Source organism: Salinibacterium sp. M195, assembly GCF_019443965.1.
Classification (GTDB): Bacteria; Actinomycetota; Actinomycetes; order Actinomycetales; family Microbacteriaceae; genus Rhodoglobus.
This window is the reverse complement of the sequence record NZ_CP040814.1, coordinates 2,284,219-2,300,176: the sequence shown is the minus strand read 5'-3', so window position 1 is coordinate 2,300,176 and position 15,958 is coordinate 2,284,219. Positions and strand designations below refer to the sequence as shown.

At 59.5% G+C, this 15,958-nt stretch carries 14 protein-coding genes and 1 rRNA gene; 12 read left to right on the top strand and 3 right to left on the bottom strand.

Annotated elements, in window-relative coordinates; genetic code table 11:
- Positions 1 to 18: 18 nt before the first annotated feature.
- Positions 19 to 567, bottom strand: a complete 549-nt coding sequence (locus tag FFT87_RS11005; RefSeq protein ID WP_219948762.1) for a DUF937 domain-containing protein — start codon at positions 565 to 567, stop codon at positions 19 to 21.
- 272 nt (positions 568 to 839) lie between these two features.
- Here FFT87_RS11005 and argC point away from each other — a divergent pair, with 272 nt between their 5' ends.
- The 9 genes from argC (at position 840) to FFT87_RS10960 (ending at position 10,270) form a co-directional block, all read left to right on the top strand.
- On the top strand, positions 840 to 1,886 hold the full coding sequence (argC, locus tag FFT87_RS11000) for an N-acetyl-gamma-glutamyl-phosphate reductase (protein WP_219948761.1): 1,047 nt from the start codon (positions 840 to 842) through the stop codon (positions 1,884 to 1,886).
- Positions 1,883 to 3,034 (top strand): bifunctional glutamate N-acetyltransferase/amino-acid acetyltransferase ArgJ, encoded by a 1,152-nt coding sequence (gene argJ, locus FFT87_RS10995; RefSeq protein WP_219948760.1) that lies wholly within the window; start codon positions 1,883 to 1,885, stop codon positions 3,032 to 3,034. Before argC ends, argJ begins: the two co-directional genes overlap by 4 nt.
- Positions 3,034 to 3,948 (top strand): acetylglutamate kinase, encoded by a 915-nt coding sequence (gene argB / locus FFT87_RS10990; RefSeq protein WP_219948759.1) that lies wholly within the window; start codon positions 3,034 to 3,036, stop codon positions 3,946 to 3,948. Before argJ ends, argB begins: the two co-directional genes overlap by 1 nt.
- The gene (locus FFT87_RS10985; protein ID WP_219948758.1) at positions 3,945 to 5,132 is read left to right on the top strand and encodes an acetylornithine transaminase; all 1,188 of its coding nucleotides are present in this window, start codon (positions 3,945 to 3,947) and stop codon (positions 5,130 to 5,132) included. The genes argB and FFT87_RS10985 overlap by 4 nt, the downstream gene beginning before the upstream one ends.
- On the top strand, positions 5,129 to 6,055 hold the full coding sequence (gene argF / locus FFT87_RS10980; RefSeq protein WP_219948757.1) for an ornithine carbamoyltransferase: 927 nt from the start codon (positions 5,129 to 5,131) through the stop codon (positions 6,053 to 6,055). The genes FFT87_RS10985 and argF overlap by 4 nt, the downstream gene beginning before the upstream one ends.
- A gap of 66 nt (positions 6,056 to 6,121) precedes the next feature.
- A complete protein-coding gene (locus tag FFT87_RS10975) occupies positions 6,122 to 7,321 on the top strand; it encodes an argininosuccinate synthase (protein ID WP_010205232.1) in 1,200 nt (399 codons plus the stop codon).
- A gap of 2 nt (positions 7,322 to 7,323) precedes the next feature.
- Positions 7,324 to 8,760, top strand: a complete 1,437-nt coding sequence (gene argH / locus FFT87_RS10970) for an argininosuccinate lyase (RefSeq protein WP_219948756.1) — start codon at positions 7,324 to 7,326, stop codon at positions 8,758 to 8,760.
- A 2-nt stretch (positions 8,761 to 8,762) separates the two neighbouring features.
- A complete protein-coding gene (locus tag FFT87_RS10965) occupies positions 8,763 to 9,350 on the top strand; it encodes a DNA-3-methyladenine glycosylase (RefSeq protein WP_219948755.1) in 588 nt (195 codons plus the stop codon).
- Entirely contained in the window at positions 9,350 to 10,270 is a 921-nt protein-coding gene (locus FFT87_RS10960) for a DUF817 domain-containing protein (protein ID WP_219948754.1), read from the top strand. Before FFT87_RS10965 ends, FFT87_RS10960 begins: the two co-directional genes overlap by 1 nt.
- A 43-nt stretch (positions 10,271 to 10,313) precedes the next feature.
- Here the strand turns inward: FFT87_RS10960 and FFT87_RS10955 are convergent, their stop codons facing one another.
- Entirely contained in the window at positions 10,314 to 10,868 is a 555-nt protein-coding gene (locus tag FFT87_RS10955) for a hypothetical protein (protein WP_219948753.1), read from the bottom strand.
- Complete coding sequence (locus tag FFT87_RS10950) at positions 10,865 to 11,503, bottom strand: SatD family protein (protein ID WP_255559865.1); 639 nt, start codon at positions 11,501 to 11,503, stop codon at positions 10,865 to 10,867. Before FFT87_RS10950 ends, FFT87_RS10955 begins: the two co-directional genes overlap by 4 nt.
- A gap of 135 nt (positions 11,504 to 11,638) precedes the next feature.
- Here FFT87_RS10950 and tyrS point away from each other — a divergent pair, with 135 nt between their 5' ends.
- The 3 genes from tyrS (at position 11,639) to FFT87_RS10935 (ending at position 15,891) form a co-directional block, all read left to right on the top strand.
- Complete coding sequence (gene tyrS, locus FFT87_RS10945; protein WP_255559833.1) at positions 11,639 to 12,949, top strand: tyrosine--tRNA ligase; 1,311 nt, start codon at positions 11,639 to 11,641, stop codon at positions 12,947 to 12,949.
- An 85-nt stretch (positions 12,950 to 13,034) separates the two neighbouring features.
- Positions 13,035 to 13,586: a dihydrofolate reductase family protein gene (locus tag FFT87_RS10940; RefSeq protein ID WP_219948752.1), complete on the top strand. Its 552-nt coding sequence runs from the start codon at positions 13,035 to 13,037 to the stop codon at positions 13,584 to 13,586.
- Positions 13,587 to 14,366: 780 nt separating this feature from the next.
- Positions 14,367 to 15,891, top strand: a 16S ribosomal RNA gene (locus FFT87_RS10935).
- Positions 15,892 to 15,958: the final 67 nt, after the last annotated feature.

Sequence of the window (15,958 nt, the reverse complement as noted above, 5' to 3'; positions counted from 1 at the left end):
TCGCACTGTGAGCGGAATCTAGCGCTTGCCTCCGCCGAGAAGGCCGCCAATGAGGCCTCCGACGAGGTCTTGGCCGCCGGCGTTGCCCAGCAGCCCGCCAAGCAAACCACCGATGCCGCCCGCACTAGCCTTCTCTGACGTGACGGCTGCGGGAGCCGCTTTCTGACTCAAGAACTGCGATCCAACCCACGAGATCACGATCGGGGCAACAATCGGGAGCAGCTTGCTGATGAGCTCGCTTGTGACGTGGGAGTCGGCATTGTTGTCGGCGACGGCGGAAGCGACAGCTGTCTGCTTTGCTCCGAAGACATTTGAGACAATTTTGGCACCGTCGGTGATATCGATGTCGTCAACGGTCAGCGCACGCGTGACTTTCGTGCCGTGCGAGGAGAGCGCGCCTTCGAGCGATTTCGCGCCCGTCTCATCCTTCGCATTCGCTGCCATCCCGCCGATAAGCGTGGGAATGACCTGTTTTACGGCGGACTCGGCTAGCTTTTCGTCGACGCCCAGGCTGCTCGCAATGTCACCGATCGGGATGAGTTTGAGTAGGCCAGTGAGATCAGTCATGAGTGCTCCTTCGTGGGATATCGACGCGATGTTGGTCATCGCTCCCAGAATATCGATTAGCCTGCGTCGGTGTCTGGGCACTATCCTAGAAATGTGACCGACTTCCGCACTTGCAGCCAGCGATTCTCGCTGAGCTTTGTGGTGCCGTCTTCGCCGGTTCTCCGCGGGGCTGACGAGCGACGATAGGCGGAGTTTCGCCGCGACCCACGAGGTCGTGTCTGAATCACCGCCGCAAGTGTTCTCGTTTCCGAACCCACCTCGAAGGTAATTCCATGTCTATTTCGGTCGCTGTGGCTGGTGCCAGCGGTTATGCCGGTGGCGAGCTTCTTCGTCTCCTTTCCACCCATCCTGAGTTCGATGTCACAACCGTGACCGCGTTCAGCAACGCAGGTCAACGGCTCATCGACGTGCAGCCGCATTTGCGGTCACTCGCACACCTTGTGCTTCAACCGACTGAGCCATCGGTGCTCGCCGGGCACGATGTTGTTTTCTTTGCGCTTCCGCACGGAAAGTCGGGAGCCTTGACGGCTGAACTCAGTCCCGAGACTCTTGTTGTCGACTGCGGTGCAGACCACCGCCTCACCAGCGAGGAAGACTGGGCTGCGTTCTACGGTGGCGAGTTCTTCGGTGCCTGGGACTACGGGATGCCCGAACTGCTGCACTCCGCTGGGGGCACGCAACGGCAGGCTCTCGTCGGTTCGAAGCGTATTGCGGTGCCCGGCTGCAACGTGACAGCGATTTCGTTGGCGCTGGCTCCCGGCATCCGTTCATCGTTGATCGAGGCGGAAGACATCGTCTCAGTGCTCGCCGTTGGTCCCTCGGGGGCAGGCAAGAGTCTGAAAGTGAACTTGCTGGCGAGCGAAATGATCGGTTCCTCCTCGGCATATGCCGTTGGCGGTACGCACCGTCATACTCCCGAGATCGTCCAAAACTTGAAGGTGGCGGGTGCCGCGTCAGTGACGGTCTCGTTCACGCCGATGTTGGTTCCCATGTCGCGCGGAATCTTGGCGACGTCGACGGCCAAGCTGGTCGATGGCGTTACTGCCGCTCAAGTGCGCGAAGCGTGGGAGACGGCCTACGCCGACGAGCCGTTCGTCCATGTTCTCCCCGAGGGCTCCTTCCCTCGCACCGCTGACACCTTAGGCGCGAACACAGCGCTGATCGGCCTCGCTATCGACGAAGTCACCCGTCGCGTCGTCGTCGTCAGCGCGATCGACAATCTTGTTAAAGGCACCGCAGGCGCCGCTATTCAATCGACAAATATTGCGTTGGGGCTCGATGAAACCCTCGGCCTTGCGCTGGACGGAGTTGCACCATGAGTGTCACATCAGCCGCAGGATTCGAAGCAGCCGGAGTTGAAGCAGGGCTCAAGGCAAGTGGTGGCCTCGACGTCGCCTTGGTGGTTAACCGGGGCCCGCGTTTCGATGCCGCCGCCGTATTTACGAGCAACCGGGCTCAAGCGCATCCGATCATCTGGTCAAAGCAGGTCATCGACGATGGCATCGTTTCGGCCATTGCCCTCAACTCGGGTGGTGCGAACTGCTTCACTGGTCCGCAGGGTTTTCAGGTAACCCACGCCACCGCTGAGCACGTTGCCGAGACGTTGGGTTCGTCGGCTGGCGACATCCTCGTTTGCTCGACTGGGCTCATCGGTGAACCGCTTCCTCAAGACAAGGTGCTCGCAGGCATGACGGCGGCTGCAGCAGCGCTCAGTGCTGATGGTGGCGACGATGCTTCACGCGCCATCATGACGACAGACAGCAAGCCCAAAACATCCGTGGTTACGGGAACCGGGTACACGATCGGTGGTATGGCTAAGGGAGCCGGGATGCTCGCGCCGGGGCTTGCCACAATGCTCGTGGTAATCACCACTGACGCCGCTATCGCCGCTGCTGAGCTCGACAGTGCGTTGCGCCAAGCCACCCGCGTCAGCTTCGACCGTCTCGACTCCGATGGCTGTATGTCGACAAACGACCAAGTCAGCGTCATGGCGTCTGGCGCATCGGGCGTTACGCCGGAGACAGCAGAGTTTTCCGCTCTCCTTACGAAGATCTGCAGCGACCTTGCCGAGCAACTGCAGGCAGATGCTGAAGGGTCGAGTCACGAGATCCGGATTGAGGTCGTCGGTGCGCTGAACGAAGACGAGGCTGTGGTTGTCGGCCGCTCTGTAGCCCGCAATAACCTGTTCAAGGCGGCGATCTTTGGCAACGACCCCAACTGGGGCAGAGTGTTGGCGGCGATCGGAACCACGGATGCCGCATTCGACCCCTATGCGGTCGATGTCTCGATGAACGGTGTGCGAGTGTGCCACGCCGGTGCCCCTGATCGTTCGCGCGACGAAGTCGATCTCACGGGACGCGTCGTTCACGTGCTGATCGATCTTGCTACCGGCGATGCCGAAGCAACCATTTTGACCAATGACCTCACGCACGATTACGTGCATGAGAACAGCGCGTACTCCAGCTGATGCCGGCTTTTACCCACGGCGCTGACCACGAGCAGGCTATGACGAAGGCGGGAGTGCTTATTGAGGCGCTCCCGTGGTTGAAACGATTCCGTAACCGCATCATTGTGGTTAAGTTTGGCGGCAACGCCATGATCAACGATGAGCTGAAGCGTGCGTTCGTGCAGGACATGGTTTACCTGCGCCTCGCGGGCGTTCGTCCGGTGATTGTTCATGGCGGAGGCCCCCAGATCACGAAGGAACTGAAGATTCGCGGTATCGAGTCGGAGTTCCGTGCTGGTTACCGAGTGACGACGGAAGAGTCGATTGACGTCGTACGCGATGTGCTCACCGATCAGGTCGGTGCTGAACTGGTTGACCTCATCAATGAGCACGGCGACCTCGCCAATGGAATCGCCGGTCATGAACATTCGCTGTTCATCGGTGAGCGCATGATCAAGCACATCGAGGGCGAGCGCATCGACCTCGGTCTCGTCGGTAACGTGACTGAAGTTGATCCGCAGCGGGTGATCCACGTGTTGGCCGCCGACCGCATCCCGGTGGTGTCGACTCTTGCCCAAGACGGTGGCGATATCGAAGACGATGGTTCAGGCCTACTCAACGTCAACGCAGATTCTGCTGCCGCGGCGCTGGCTATTGCCCTTGATGCGGCGAAGCTCGTTATTCTCACGGATGTGTCTGGTCTCTACAGTGACTGGCCGAATCGCGAATCACTCGTCTCGATCATCAACACCGATGAGCTGCGCGAACTTCTGCCCAGTCTTGAGTCGGGAATGATCCCCAAGATGACAGCCTGTCTTGCCGCGGTGGATGCTGGAGTTCCGAAGGCCGCCATCATCGATGGCCGAGCCCCGCACTCGATTCTGCTCGAAGTATTCACGCAAGATGGAATTGGCACCGAGGTGGTACCCGCATGACCTGGCAAGACGACTATTCGCACCGCATGATGAACACTTTCGGCACTCCCAAGGTGGAGCTCGTGCGCGGAGAGGGCTGCGCGGTCTTCGATTCTGATGGCAAGCGCTACCTTGATTTCCTTGCTGGTATCGCCGTCAACTCGCTTGGTCACAATCACCCGGCGATCGTGAGTGCGATCACTAACCAAGCGAATCTGCTGCACATCTCCAACTTCTTCGCCTCTGAACCGCAGCTCGCGCTCGCGGAACGACTTTTGCGCATTACCGGTGCTGGTGACGAAGGCCGAGTCTTTTTCGCGAACTCAGGCACCGAGGCGAACGAGGCCGCTATCAAGCTTGCTCGTCTCACCGGGCGCCCACGCATCCTTTCGCTCATGGATTCGTTCCATGGTCGCTCATTGGGGGCGCTGTCGATTACGGGCAAAGCGGCACTCCGCGAGCCATTCGAGCCGTTGCTGCCCAACGTCGAGCACATCGATTCCACGATCGACGCGCTTGAGGCAGCGATCGGGTCGGATGTCGCAGCACTCATTGTTGAACCCATCAAGGGCGAAGCGGGGGTGCGTGAGCTCCCCGCTGGCTATCTCGAGGCGGCTCGTGAACTGACGACCCAACATGGTGTTCTGCTCATCATCGATGAAATTCAGACGGGTGCCGGACGAACCGGAAGCTGGTTTGGCTTCCAGGAGAGTGGCATCATCCCTGACGCGATAACTCTCGCGAAGGGAATGGGCGGGGGAGTTCCGATTGGTGCTCTCGTGACGTTCGGGGCGGCATCCACTTTTCTTCAGCCCGGCCAGCACGGAACCACTTTTGGGGGAAACCCGCTGGTCTGCGCCGTTTCGAATGCTGTGCTCGCTCAGATCGAGACCGATGGCTTGGTGGCTAATGCCGCTCAACGTGGTGCTGAACTGCGCACCGCTTTGGCACGCATTGATTCGCCGCTGATTGTTGAGCTTCGCGGTCGCGGTCTACTGATCGGCATTGGACTGGCAGAGCCGGTCGCGCAGCGAGTTGTCGCGATCGCGCTCGAGCATGGCCTCATCATCAATGCGCCAGACGCATCGACGGTTCGCCTCGCGCCACCGCTGATTATTGGTGACGACGAGATCGCCGAATTCATCGAGACGTTCAGCACCGTGTTGAACGTAGTAACTAACGAAGCACTTACGGAGGCATCATGACCAGGCATTTTCTTCGCGATGATGACCTCACCCCCGCCGAGCAGTCCGAGATTCTTGATCTCGCGGAGAAGGTTAAGGCAGACCGTTGGGGTCGCAAACCTCTCGAGGGTCCGCAGACGGTTGCCGTGATCTTTGACAAGTCATCGACTCGCACTCGCGTCTCGTTTGCTGTTGGTATCGCAGATCTGGGAGGTTCGCCGCTCATTATCTCGACGGCCAACAGTCAGCTCGGTGGCAAGGAGACTGCCTCAGACACAGCTCGCGTTCTTGAACGTCAGGTTGCTGCCATCGTCTGGCGCACGTATGGCCAGCAGGGCCTCATCGAGATGGCTCACGGAACTCAAGTGCCGGTGATCAATGCGCTCAGCGATGAATTCCACCCGTGTCAATTGCTCGCCGACCTCCTCACGATTCGTGAACACAAGGGTGAGCTCAAGGGGCTCACCGTTGCGTTCCTCGGTGACGGTGCCGACAACATGGTGCACTCGTACCTTCTTGCGGGAGCAACCGCGGGGATGCACGTTCGTATCGCGTGCCCAGCGGACTACTTGCCGCTGGCGGATGTCGTCGCTGACGCCGAGAAGATTGCGGCGACCACCGGCGGTTCCATTTCGATCCTCACGGAGGCGGCCGAGGCCGTGACCGGTGCGGATGTTGTAGTCACCGACACGTGGGTGTCGATGGGCAAAGAGGATGAGAAGGCCGCGCGCGTTGCCGCCCTCAGTGCCTACAAGGTCGACAGTGCGCTGATGGCGCTCGCTAAGCCAGACGCGGTCTTCTTGCACTGCTTGCCGGCCGATCGCGGGTATGAAGTTGAGGCCGATGTCATCGATGGTCCGCAGAGTGTCATTTGGGATGAAGCGGAGAACCGTCTGCACGCCCAGAAGGCACTGATGATTTGGCTGCTCGAACAGGCCGCCTAGTTTTCGGCGGCATGCGCCGCCGTTGTAGTTCCCTAAACTGATTCACGACGTCAAGGAGAAAAACACATGTCAGAACGCGTAGTTCTCGCCTACTCGGGCGGACTCGACACTTCAGTAGGTATTGGCTGGCTCAAGGACGCCACAGGCAAAGAGGTCGTCGCACTTGCGATCGACGTCGGCCAGGGCGGCGAAAACATGGATGACATCCGCCAGCGTGCCCTTGACTGTGGTGCTGTTGAGTCGATCGTTATCGATGCGAAGGATGAATTCGCTGATGACTTCCTGATGCCCGCGCTGAAGGCAAATGCTCTGTACCAGAAGCGTTACCCGCTGGTTTCCGCGTTGAGCCGTCCGGTGATCTCGCGCCACCTTGCTCTCACTGCTAAGGCACTCGGTGCTGACAGCGTTGCTCACGGTTGCACAGGTAAGGGCAACGACCAGGTTCGTTTCGAGGCTGCTGTTGCCGCTCTCGCTCCCGACCTCACGAGCATCGCTCCGGTCCGCGACCTCGCGCTCACTCGCGACAAGGCGATCATTTACGCCGAAAAGCACAACCTTCCGATTCGCCAGTCCGCCGCGAGCCCCTACTCGATCGACAAGAATGTCTGGGGTCGCGCTGTCGAGACTGGATTCCTTGAGGACCCGTGGAATGCTCCGATTGAAGAGCTTTACGAGTACACCGCTGATCCTGCCGCTGGTCTGCCCGCCGATGAAGTGACCATCACTTTCGAAGCCGGAATTCCTGTCGCCATCGACGGAGTAGCCATGTCAGCTCTCGCCATCGTTGAGCACATGAACGCGCTCGCGGGCAAGCACGGCATCGGCCGCATCGATGTTGTTGAAGATCGTCTCATTGGCATTAAGAGCCGCGAGGTCTACGAAGCTCCTGGGGCCATGGCCCTCATCGCCGCCCACGAAGAACTTGAGTCGCTCACGATCGAACGCGACCTCTCCCGCTACAAGCGCGGAGTTGAAGCCGAATGGTCGAACCTCGTGTACGACGGACTCTGGTATTCAGGTCTCAAGCGTTCACTCGATGCGTTCATCGACGACACCCAGCGTTACGTCAGCGGAGAAATCCGTATGACACTCCACGCTGGCCGTGCCGTACCGACTGGCCGCAAGTCAGAGCAGAGCCTCTACGACTTCAGCCTCGCCACGTACGACACCGGCGACACCTTCGACCAGTCGCTCGCTAAGGGCTTCATCGAACTCTGGTCACTGCCGAGCAAGATCTCGGCTCGTCGCGACGCAAAGCAGGGCTAATCATGGCGCAATCTGCCGAAACTGGTGAAGGACAACTGTGGGGGGCCCGCTTCGCAAGCGGTCCATCGCCCGAGCTTGCCCGGTTGAGCAAATCGACTCACTTCGATTGGCAGCTTGCGCAGTATGACCTCGCCGGCTCGCGAGCGCACGCTGTTGCGCTCGCGGCCGCGGGGTACCTCGACCGCACTGAGCGCGAGACGATGCTGGATGCCCTGCAGTCGTTAAGCGAGGCCGTCGCCGATGGCAGTTTTACTTCCCTCGAATCGGAAGAAGACGTGCACGCCGCTCTCGAGCGTGGGCTGATTGAGCGCGCGGGAGCTGAGGTCGGAGGCAAGCTCCGTGCTGGCCGCAGCCGCAACGACCAGATCGCGACTCTCGTTCGTCTCTACCTTCTCGACCACGCGGGCGCTATTGCCGCGATGGTCGTTGACCTGATCGACGCACTCGTAGCGCAAGCAGAGAAGCACGACACGGCGATCATGCCGGGCCGCACGCACCTCCAGCATGCGCAGCCAGTACTGCTCGCGCATCACTTACTTGCTCACGCGTGGCCTTTGGTGCGCACGCTTGAGCGACTGCGGGACTGGAAGGTTCGAGCATCCACATCACCGTACGGTTCTGGTGCTCTTGCCGGCAGCACGCTGGGGCTCGACCCCGCGCTTGTCGCTCGGGAGTTGGGATTGGCTCGCCCGACCGAAAACTCGATCGATGCCACGGCGAGCAGGGATGTCGTTGCAGAATTTGCGTTCATCACCGCTCAGCTCGGTATCGACATTTCACGGTTGAGCGAGGAGATTATTCTCTGGAACACGCGTGAGTTCGATTTCGTTCAGCTCGATGATGCCTACTCGACGGGCTCGTCGATCATGCCGCAGAAAAAGAACCCCGATATCGCAGAGCTCGCTCGCGGTAAGGCCGGGCGACTGATCGGAAACTTGACCGGGCTGCTTGCGACTCTCAAGGCGCTGCCGCTCGCTTACAACCGCGACCTTCAAGAAGACAAAGAGCCAGTATTCGACTCGGTCGAAACGCTTGAGGTTCTTTTGCCCGCCTTCACCGGAATGATCGCTACTCTCCGTTTCAACACCGCGCGTATGGCAGAACTGGCGCCGCAAGGCTTTTCGCTCGCGACCGATGTTGCTGACTGGCTTGTGCGCCAGCACGTTCCGTTCCGGGAAGCCCATGAAATCAGCGGCTCGCTTGTGCGCTTCTGCGAAGACAATTCCCTTGAACTTCATGAACCGACCGACGCTGACTACGCCGCTATTTCACCGCACCTCACGGGCGATGTGCGCGCCGTTCTTACCGTCGAAGGTTCTGTATCGAGCCGCGCCGGTGTTGGTGGCACCGCTCCGGTGCGCGTCGCCGAGCAGCGCGCTGAGCTCACCGAGCGTGTTCGTGTGCTCGCGGCCGCTCTCGATCCGCAGGTTCTCAACTAGACGTGTTCGAGCTGCTCAGCAGGCCAGCGACTGAGGTTGCTCCGCTGTTGCTGGGTGCTGTCGTGCGCGTCGGCGATGTCGCAGTGCGACTCACCGAGGTCGAGGCGTACCTGGGCGAGGTTGATCCTGGCTCGCACGCTTTTCGAGGGCCAGGCAAGCGCAACGCGGTGATGTACGGCCCGCCCGGGCATCTCTACACCTACTTCACCTACGGAATGCACACGTGCGCAAATGTCGTGTGCATGCCCGAGGGCGTTGCTTCGGGAATCCTCTTGCGCGCGGGAGAAGTAGTCGAAGGGATGGATGTTGCGACCGAACGTCGCGCAACGTCCAAGAAGGCGGCCGACCTCGCAATGGGGCCGGCTCGACTGGCGGTGGCGCTCGGCATCCGGTTGGATGACGCCGGCACCAATCTAGAGTCCGGTCGCGTTCGCCTAGAACTGCCTCAGTCGCAATCTCCGTTCAGCGCTGGTCCGCGCACGGGGGTCGCGGGCGATGGTGGCACTGACGAGTATCCGTGGCGTTTCTGGATTCCGGGGGAGCCGAGTGTTTCCCCGTATCGTGCTGCGGTGAAACGCAAGCGCAGCTGATGGCCCGCTTCACCACGCTCGAGCAGCGCATTGACGAGTGGGCGCATCATCGTCTCGATCGAGCACGCGGCAGCGCTTCACGCGTTCAGCCCACCGGCGGCCGTGCCTCGTCGCAGCGCCTCCGTATGTTGGCGATCGAATTCACGGTATTCGTGCTCAAGCAAGCCTGGGCCTGCGTTTTCGGGGGAGCGCTGCTTGCAGTCCTCGTGCTCACGCGCCTCTGGTATCCGGAGTCGGCGACTCTCGCCCGCAACGACTTTTTGGTGCTTGCCGCCCTCGCCATCCAAGCGCTCATGGTCGTTTTCAAGCTCGAGACCTTGCGAGAACTGCGGGTGATCATCCTGTTCCACATTGTGGGTACGGTGATGGAGATTTTCAAGACGGATGCCGGATCCTGGACCTACGAGGGCGACGGCGTGCTGCACATTTTCGGTGTTCCGCTCTATAGCGGCTTCATGTATGCGGCGGTCGGCTCGTACATGGTGCGCGTATTCCGACTCTTCGAACTCCGCTTTGATAAGTACCCGAGACGCTGGATCACGGCCATTCTCGCCACGCTCATCTACATCAACTTTTTCAGCCACCACTTCATCGTCGACGCTCGCTGGTTCCTGTTTGCGGCAATCGCGGTGATCTACTGGCGCACCGTCATGCACGTCAGAGTCTCTCGGGCACGATTCCGGATGCCCATCCTTGTGTCGTTCGTTCTGGTCGCGTTGTTTATCTGGCTCGCCGAGAACGTAGCGACCTGGTCGAACGCCTGGGTGTACCCGAATCAGTCAGAGGGCTGGGAGCTGGTGTCGATCGCCAAGCTCGGTTCATGGTTCCTGCTGATGATCGTGTCGGTGGTGTTGGTGACGTGGGTCGAAAAGCCGCGGGCTCCGGAACCGATCACCGAGAACGCGCCCTTGCAACCGTAGCGAGAAGCCCAGCCCGTGCAGAGTGAGCGGTCAACTGGCCCCGTTAGCGTCCGATGAGTAACGCCGCGGTGCACAACCCGGCCCATACAAGGCTCACGAGGGTGCCGATGATGAATCGTTCGCGCGCGGCCGCGTTTTCTAGTTCGGCGAAGCGACCGAGTCCTTTGATGGCGACAATGACGGCGATCGCGCCGGGCTGCCACACCATGAACGAGGCGATGAAGGCGAAGCGCTCGAGGTAACCAATGGTGGTTCCGCCGCGCAGGATCTCACGTTCGGGCAGGGGCGAGTCGGCGTCGATCACGAGAATGCCGCCGTGCTCGCCACGGGGTGCCGGATACGAGGCCAGCGAGAGCACGAGTGCCACGAGAGGACTACCTGCGATTGTCGCGAGAGCGACAAGGGCTGCACTGAGCAAGATGACGAGCCCGGAGACATCGCCGGGCACGGGGTTGCCGGTGGAACCCAGAATGAGAGCGATCCCGACGGGGAGCAGCGAGACGGTGGCGAGCCAGTACTTGTCGGTGCGGGCCGCAATCATGGATGCGCCGATCGCGCCGATCGTGAGAACGAGTACCGCGATCCACCAGCCGATCATGATGTGCCTTCCTCTGCGCTGAGCGCGTTATCTGTTGCTACTCCACTGTGTGCTCTGTCGAGCAGGTTCGCAAGGGCGCGAACGGCCTCTTCCTCGGTGCGCAATCCGGCGACGAGTGCGCGCTGGCTCGCGGACTGCGGCGAGATGCCGAGGCGTTCAGCGGCATCGACTTGAGTCATGCCGTTGTTGAGCAGGTCGTAGAGTTCCCAACCGTTGGCGGTGCGCCGGTTGCGCATCAGAACCAGTAATTCGAGTAGCGGTTCAATGTCACGGGCAAGTTCGCTGGCGGGGTCTGACTCGACGGCACATTTGGCTGGACTCTTCTTTGCGCGGTCGATGGCATCGCGGGCGGCGAGAAAGGCGGCCCCACTAGTAGCGCGCACGCTGGTTCCGTACGGCAGCGGCACTGCACCGATGCCGATTCCTACGCTCCACTGTTCCGTGCGGGTGAGTTCAAGAGTGATGTCGAGAGCCGCTTGCGCTGAAGTCAACAGCATTTGGGCTTCGTCTCCGGCCGTTCGTTCCGCGGGCAGGGCGAGGTCATCCCCGCGCTCGGCGTTGATGCGCTGCAGGGTCTGCGCTACGGCATCTGGGTTGCTGCGGCTGTTTCGTTGGTCCGCTGTGATCACAAACATAACTAAAGGCTACAGCATTGATTTCTCAATATCAGGCCCACAAGCCTGATTTCTCCAAATCAATGCCTCAGCATTGTGGGCGCTCCCAATCTCATTGCTCTCAGCACCCTTCCGATAGGCACTACGGTTAATGACGTGTCAGCGACAGCATCAGAATCCCTCAGTACTCAAAGCAACGACAGCTCTTTTGAGAGCCTGTGGCAAGAACTCACGTGGCGCGGCCTCGTGCATGTTTCCACCGACGCGGATGCCCTCGAGAAGCTTCTCGATGGCGACCCCATCACGTACTACTGCGGATTCGATCCCACGGCACCCAGCCTTCACTTAGGCAACCTCGTGCAACTGCTTCTGCTTCGCCGCCTTCAGCTGGCCGGCCACAAACCCCTCGGACTCGTCGGGGGAGCGACTGGCCTTATTGGCGATCCGCGCCCCACGGCAGAGCGCACCCTCAACGACAACGAAACTGTCGCCGAGTGGGTCAGTTACTTGCAAGCCCAGGTCTCCAAGTTCTTGAGTACCGAGGGCGACAACGCCGTGCGGATGGTCAACAACCTCGACTGGACAGCGCCGATGAGCGCGATCGACTTCTTGCGCGATGTCGGCAAGTACTTCCGTGTCGGCACGATGATCAAGAAGGATGCGGTCAGCGCGCGTCTCAACAGTGATGCTGGCATCAGCTACACCGAGTTCAGCTACCAGGTCATGCAAGGCATGGACTTCTTGGAGCTCTACCGCAACTACGACTGCGTATTGCAGACCGGTGGCAGCGACCAGTGGGGCAACCTCACGAGTGGCAGCGACCTCATCCACAAAGCTGAGGGCGCCAGCGTTCACGCCATCGGCACCCCGCTCATCACTAACTCGGATGGCACCAAGTTCGGCAAGAGCGAAGGCAACGCCATCTGGCTCGACTCAAATATGACGAGTCCCTACGCGTTCTACCAGTTCTGGCTCAACACTGACGATGCGGATGTCATCCAGCGTCTGCGCATCTTCACGTTCTTGTCGCGCGAGCAGATCACCGCTCTCGAGACTGCTGTGGCAGAGGCGCCGTTCCGGCGTGAAGCGCAAAAGACTCTCGCGTTCGAAGTCACGTCACTCGTGCATGGCCGCGCAGCAACGGAGGCGGCAATTGCGGCTTCCGCTGCGCTGTTTGGCCAAGGCGAGTTAGCCTCGCTGGATGCAGACACTCTTGCTGCAGCATTGCGGGAACTTGCTCACGTCGAGACGACGGCGGATGCCACGATCGTGCAGTTGCTCGTCGACACCAAGCTGGTATCGAGTGCAAGTGAAGCCCGGCGCGCAATCTCGCAGGGCGGCGTCTACCTCAACAACGTTGCAGTAGCGGATGACCAGGCGACGGTCGGCAGCGACCTTCTGGCCGGAAACGTGGCGGTTCTCCGCCGCGGCAAAAAGACTCTCGCGGGTATTTTCGTCACGTCCTAAGTTCCCGTGCGTCTCATGTGCGTTCCGGTTCCGGGGCGGCAGCAGGGCGAGCGCGGTTGTCGTAGGTGCTGCCTAGGCTGACGATATGCCCCGCATCGTTTTTGAAACCGCAGCCACGCTTAATGGCTTTATTGCTGATGAAGAAAACTCGCTTGACTGGCTGTTCGCGGTTGTCAGCGACGAACAGCCACCCGTTGCACCAAACGCGACAGTCCAGGTCGAGGGCTCAACCACTTATGAGTGGGTGCTCGAGCATGAGAATCTGATGGCCAACCCGCAGAAGTGGGCCGAATACTTCGGCGAGAAGCCGACCTTCGTCTTTACCCGTCGCGACCTCCCCGTTCCCGAAGGGGCGGATGTTCGTTTCGTTCGCGGAGCGGTAGCGGATGCCCTGCCCACGATTCGCGAGGCTGCGGGTGACGGCGACATCTGGATCGTCGGCGGGGGAGACCTAGCAGCGCAGTTTTTGGATGCCGGCGCGCTCGACGAGATTTCGGTCTCGTTCGCACCGGCCACGGTAACGGGCGGTGCTCCACTATTTCCGCGGGGGTTGAATGCGGATCGTCTGCGCCTAAAGTCGGCGAAGGCTGTCGGCCAATTCGCTCATCTAGTTTTTGACGTGTTGCCGCCGAACTAGAGGTTGCTCTATCTACAGCTGCAGGCGATTCCTGTGCTGCCGGCCGCCTGCTGCCCGCCGTCCGCTGTCATTCGTGATCAGCTCTCACCCGCTCGGTTGGACCCCAACACAGTGTTTTCGGGGCCTCATTTTTGCGACACGCCCGGGATGCGGTCGGTGTTGGCGAGGGGGCCAGAATGCACGTAATGTTTCCTCTTGTCACCCCAAAGGTGCGGAAGTCCCGGGCAGTTTTGCTGCTAGGTTTCCGGCCTCAAGTGGGGGCCACCATCCTCTAAAGCTGGTATAGTTTTAGTCCGGCCAGATCGCGGAGTTCCTCTTGTAGGTTCCGGTTTCGGGTCGTGGGATGTCTTGCCGCTTTTTGCGTGTGTTGGTCAGTTGTTGTGTGCCGTTCTGGTGCGGAATTGCTGGTTTGACAAGTGCGCTGAAGCTGGTAAGTTAGACAGGTTGCCTCCTGCAGTTATGCGGGGGTTGCCAACACAGGTTTTGAAAGCCCTGGGGTGAAGCCGTTTTGCGGTGGAGGTCAGGAGCGTCCGATCCTTGAGAACTCAACAGCGTGCACAATGTCAAATGCCAAAAACCCGACTGTGCTTAGTGAGATCGTCCCATTTCGGGTCGTGATTGCTGGTGCAGCGGATTCCTTTGGAAAAGATATAAACAACAAAGCAAGTCAGTATTGATTTGTTCTGTCAGTTTCAAACTTGTTGCCTCGACACCCTATTCCGGGTGCGGGTAACGCAAGATGTGCATCGGTGGGCTTCGGCTTGTTGGTGCAATCAAACATTTATGGAGAGTTTGATCCTGGCTCAGGATGAACGCTGGCGGCGTGCTTAACACATGCAAGTCGAACGATGAAGCCGGAGCTTGCTCTGGTGGATTAGTGGCGAACGGGTGAGTAACACGTGAGTAACCTGCCCTTGACTCTGGAATAAGCGTTGGAAACGACGTCTAATACCGGATACGAGCTTCAGCCGCATGGCTAGGAGCTGGAAAGAATTTCGGTCAAGGATGGACTCGCGGCCTATCAGGTAGTTGGTGAGGTAATGGCTCACCAAGCCTACGACGGGTAGCCGGCCTGAGAGGGTGACCGGCCACACTGGAACTGAGACACGGTCCAGACTCCTACGGGAGGCAGCAGTGGGGAATATTGCACAATGGGCGCAAGCCTGATGCAGCAACGCCGCGTGAGGGACGACGGCCTTCGGGTTGTAAACCTCTTTTAGTAGGGAAGAAGCGAAAGTGACGGTACCTGCAGAAAAAGCACCGGCTAACTACGTGCCAGCAGCCGCGGTAATACGTAGGGTGCAAGCGTTATCCGGAATTATTGGGCGTAAAGAGCTCGTAGGCGGTTTGTCGCGTCTGCTGTGAAAACTGGGGGCTCAACCCCCAGCCTGCAGTGGGTACGGGCAGACTAGAGTGCGGTAGGGGAGATTGGAATTCCTGGTGTAGCGGTGGAATGCGCAGATATCAGGAGGAACACCAATGGCGAAGGCAGATCTCTGGGCCGTTACTGACGCTGAGGAGCGAAAGCATGGGGAGCGAACAGGATTAGATACCCTGGTAGTCCATGCCGTAAACGTTGGGAACTAGATGTAGGGGCCATTCCACGGTTTCTGTGTCGCAGCTAACGCATTAAGTTCCCCGCCTGGGGAGTACGGCCGCAAGGCTAAAACTCAAAGGAATTGACGGGGGCCCGCACAAGCGGCGGAGCATGCGGATTAATTCGATGCAACGCGAAGAACCTTACCAAGACTTGACATATACGAGAACGGGCTAGAAATAGTTCACTCTTTGGACACTCGTAAACAGGTGGTGCATGGTTGTCGTCAGCTCGTGTCGTGAGATGTTGGGTTAAGTCCCGCAACGAGCGCAACCCTCGTTCTTTGTTGCCAGCACGTAATGGTGGGAACTCAAAGGAGACTGCCGGGGTCAACTCGGAGGAAGGTGGGGATGACGTCAAATCATCATGCCCCTTATGTCTTGGGCTTCACGCATGCTACAATGGCCGATACAAAGGGCTGCAATACCGCAAGGTGGAGCGAATCCCAAAAAGTCGGTCTCAGTTCGGATTGAGGTCTGCAACTCGACCTCATGAAGTCGGAGTCGCTAGTAATCGCAGATCAGCAACGCTGCGGTGAATACGTTCCCGGGCCTTGTACACACCGCCCGTCAAGTCATGAAAGTCGGTAACACCCGAAGCCAGTGGCCTAACCCGCAAGGGGAGGAGCTGTCGAAGGTGGGATTGGTAATTAGGACTAAGTCGTAACAAGGTAGCCGTACCGGAAGGTGCGGCTGGATCACCTCCTTTCTAAGGAGCATGTGCAACTCGTTTTTTCGTCTCTGCGGTATACACAGAGTTAAGAGATTCGTATTAT

Excerpts from the sequence above, each read along its gene's own strand:
- argC (WP_219948761.1), top strand. The coding sequence starts at position 840 with ATGTCTATTTCGGTCGCTGTGGCTGGTGCCAGCGGTTATGCCGGTGGC.
- argJ (WP_219948760.1), top strand. The coding sequence starts at position 1,883 with ATGAGTGTCACATCAGCCGCAGGATTCGAAGCAGCCGGAGTTGAAGCA.
- FFT87_RS10950 (WP_255559865.1), bottom strand. The coding sequence starts at position 11,503 with ATGTTTGTGATCACAGCGGACCAACGAAACAGCCGCAGCAACCCAGAT.
- FFT87_RS10940 (WP_219948752.1), top strand. The coding sequence starts at position 13,035 with ATGCCCCGCATCGTTTTTGAAACCGCAGCCACGCTTAATGGCTTTATT.
- FFT87_RS10960 (WP_219948754.1), top strand. The coding sequence starts at position 9,350 with ATGGCCCGCTTCACCACGCTCGAGCAGCGCATTGACGAGTGGGCGCAT.
- FFT87_RS10975 (WP_010205232.1), top strand. The coding sequence starts at position 6,122 with ATGTCAGAACGCGTAGTTCTCGCCTACTCGGGCGGACTCGACACTTCA.
- argF (WP_219948757.1), top strand. The coding sequence starts at position 5,129 with ATGACCAGGCATTTTCTTCGCGATGATGACCTCACCCCCGCCGAGCAG.
- FFT87_RS10985 (WP_219948758.1), top strand. The coding sequence starts at position 3,945 with ATGACCTGGCAAGACGACTATTCGCACCGCATGATGAACACTTTCGGC.
- argB (WP_219948759.1), top strand. The coding sequence starts at position 3,034 with ATGCCGGCTTTTACCCACGGCGCTGACCACGAGCAGGCTATGACGAAG.
- argH (WP_219948756.1), top strand. The coding sequence starts at position 7,324 with ATGGCGCAATCTGCCGAAACTGGTGAAGGACAACTGTGGGGGGCCCGC.
- FFT87_RS10955 (WP_219948753.1), bottom strand. The coding sequence starts at position 10,868 with ATGATCGGCTGGTGGATCGCGGTACTCGTTCTCACGATCGGCGCGATC.
- FFT87_RS11005 (WP_219948762.1), bottom strand. The coding sequence starts at position 567 with ATGACTGATCTCACTGGCCTACTCAAACTCATCCCGATCGGTGACATT.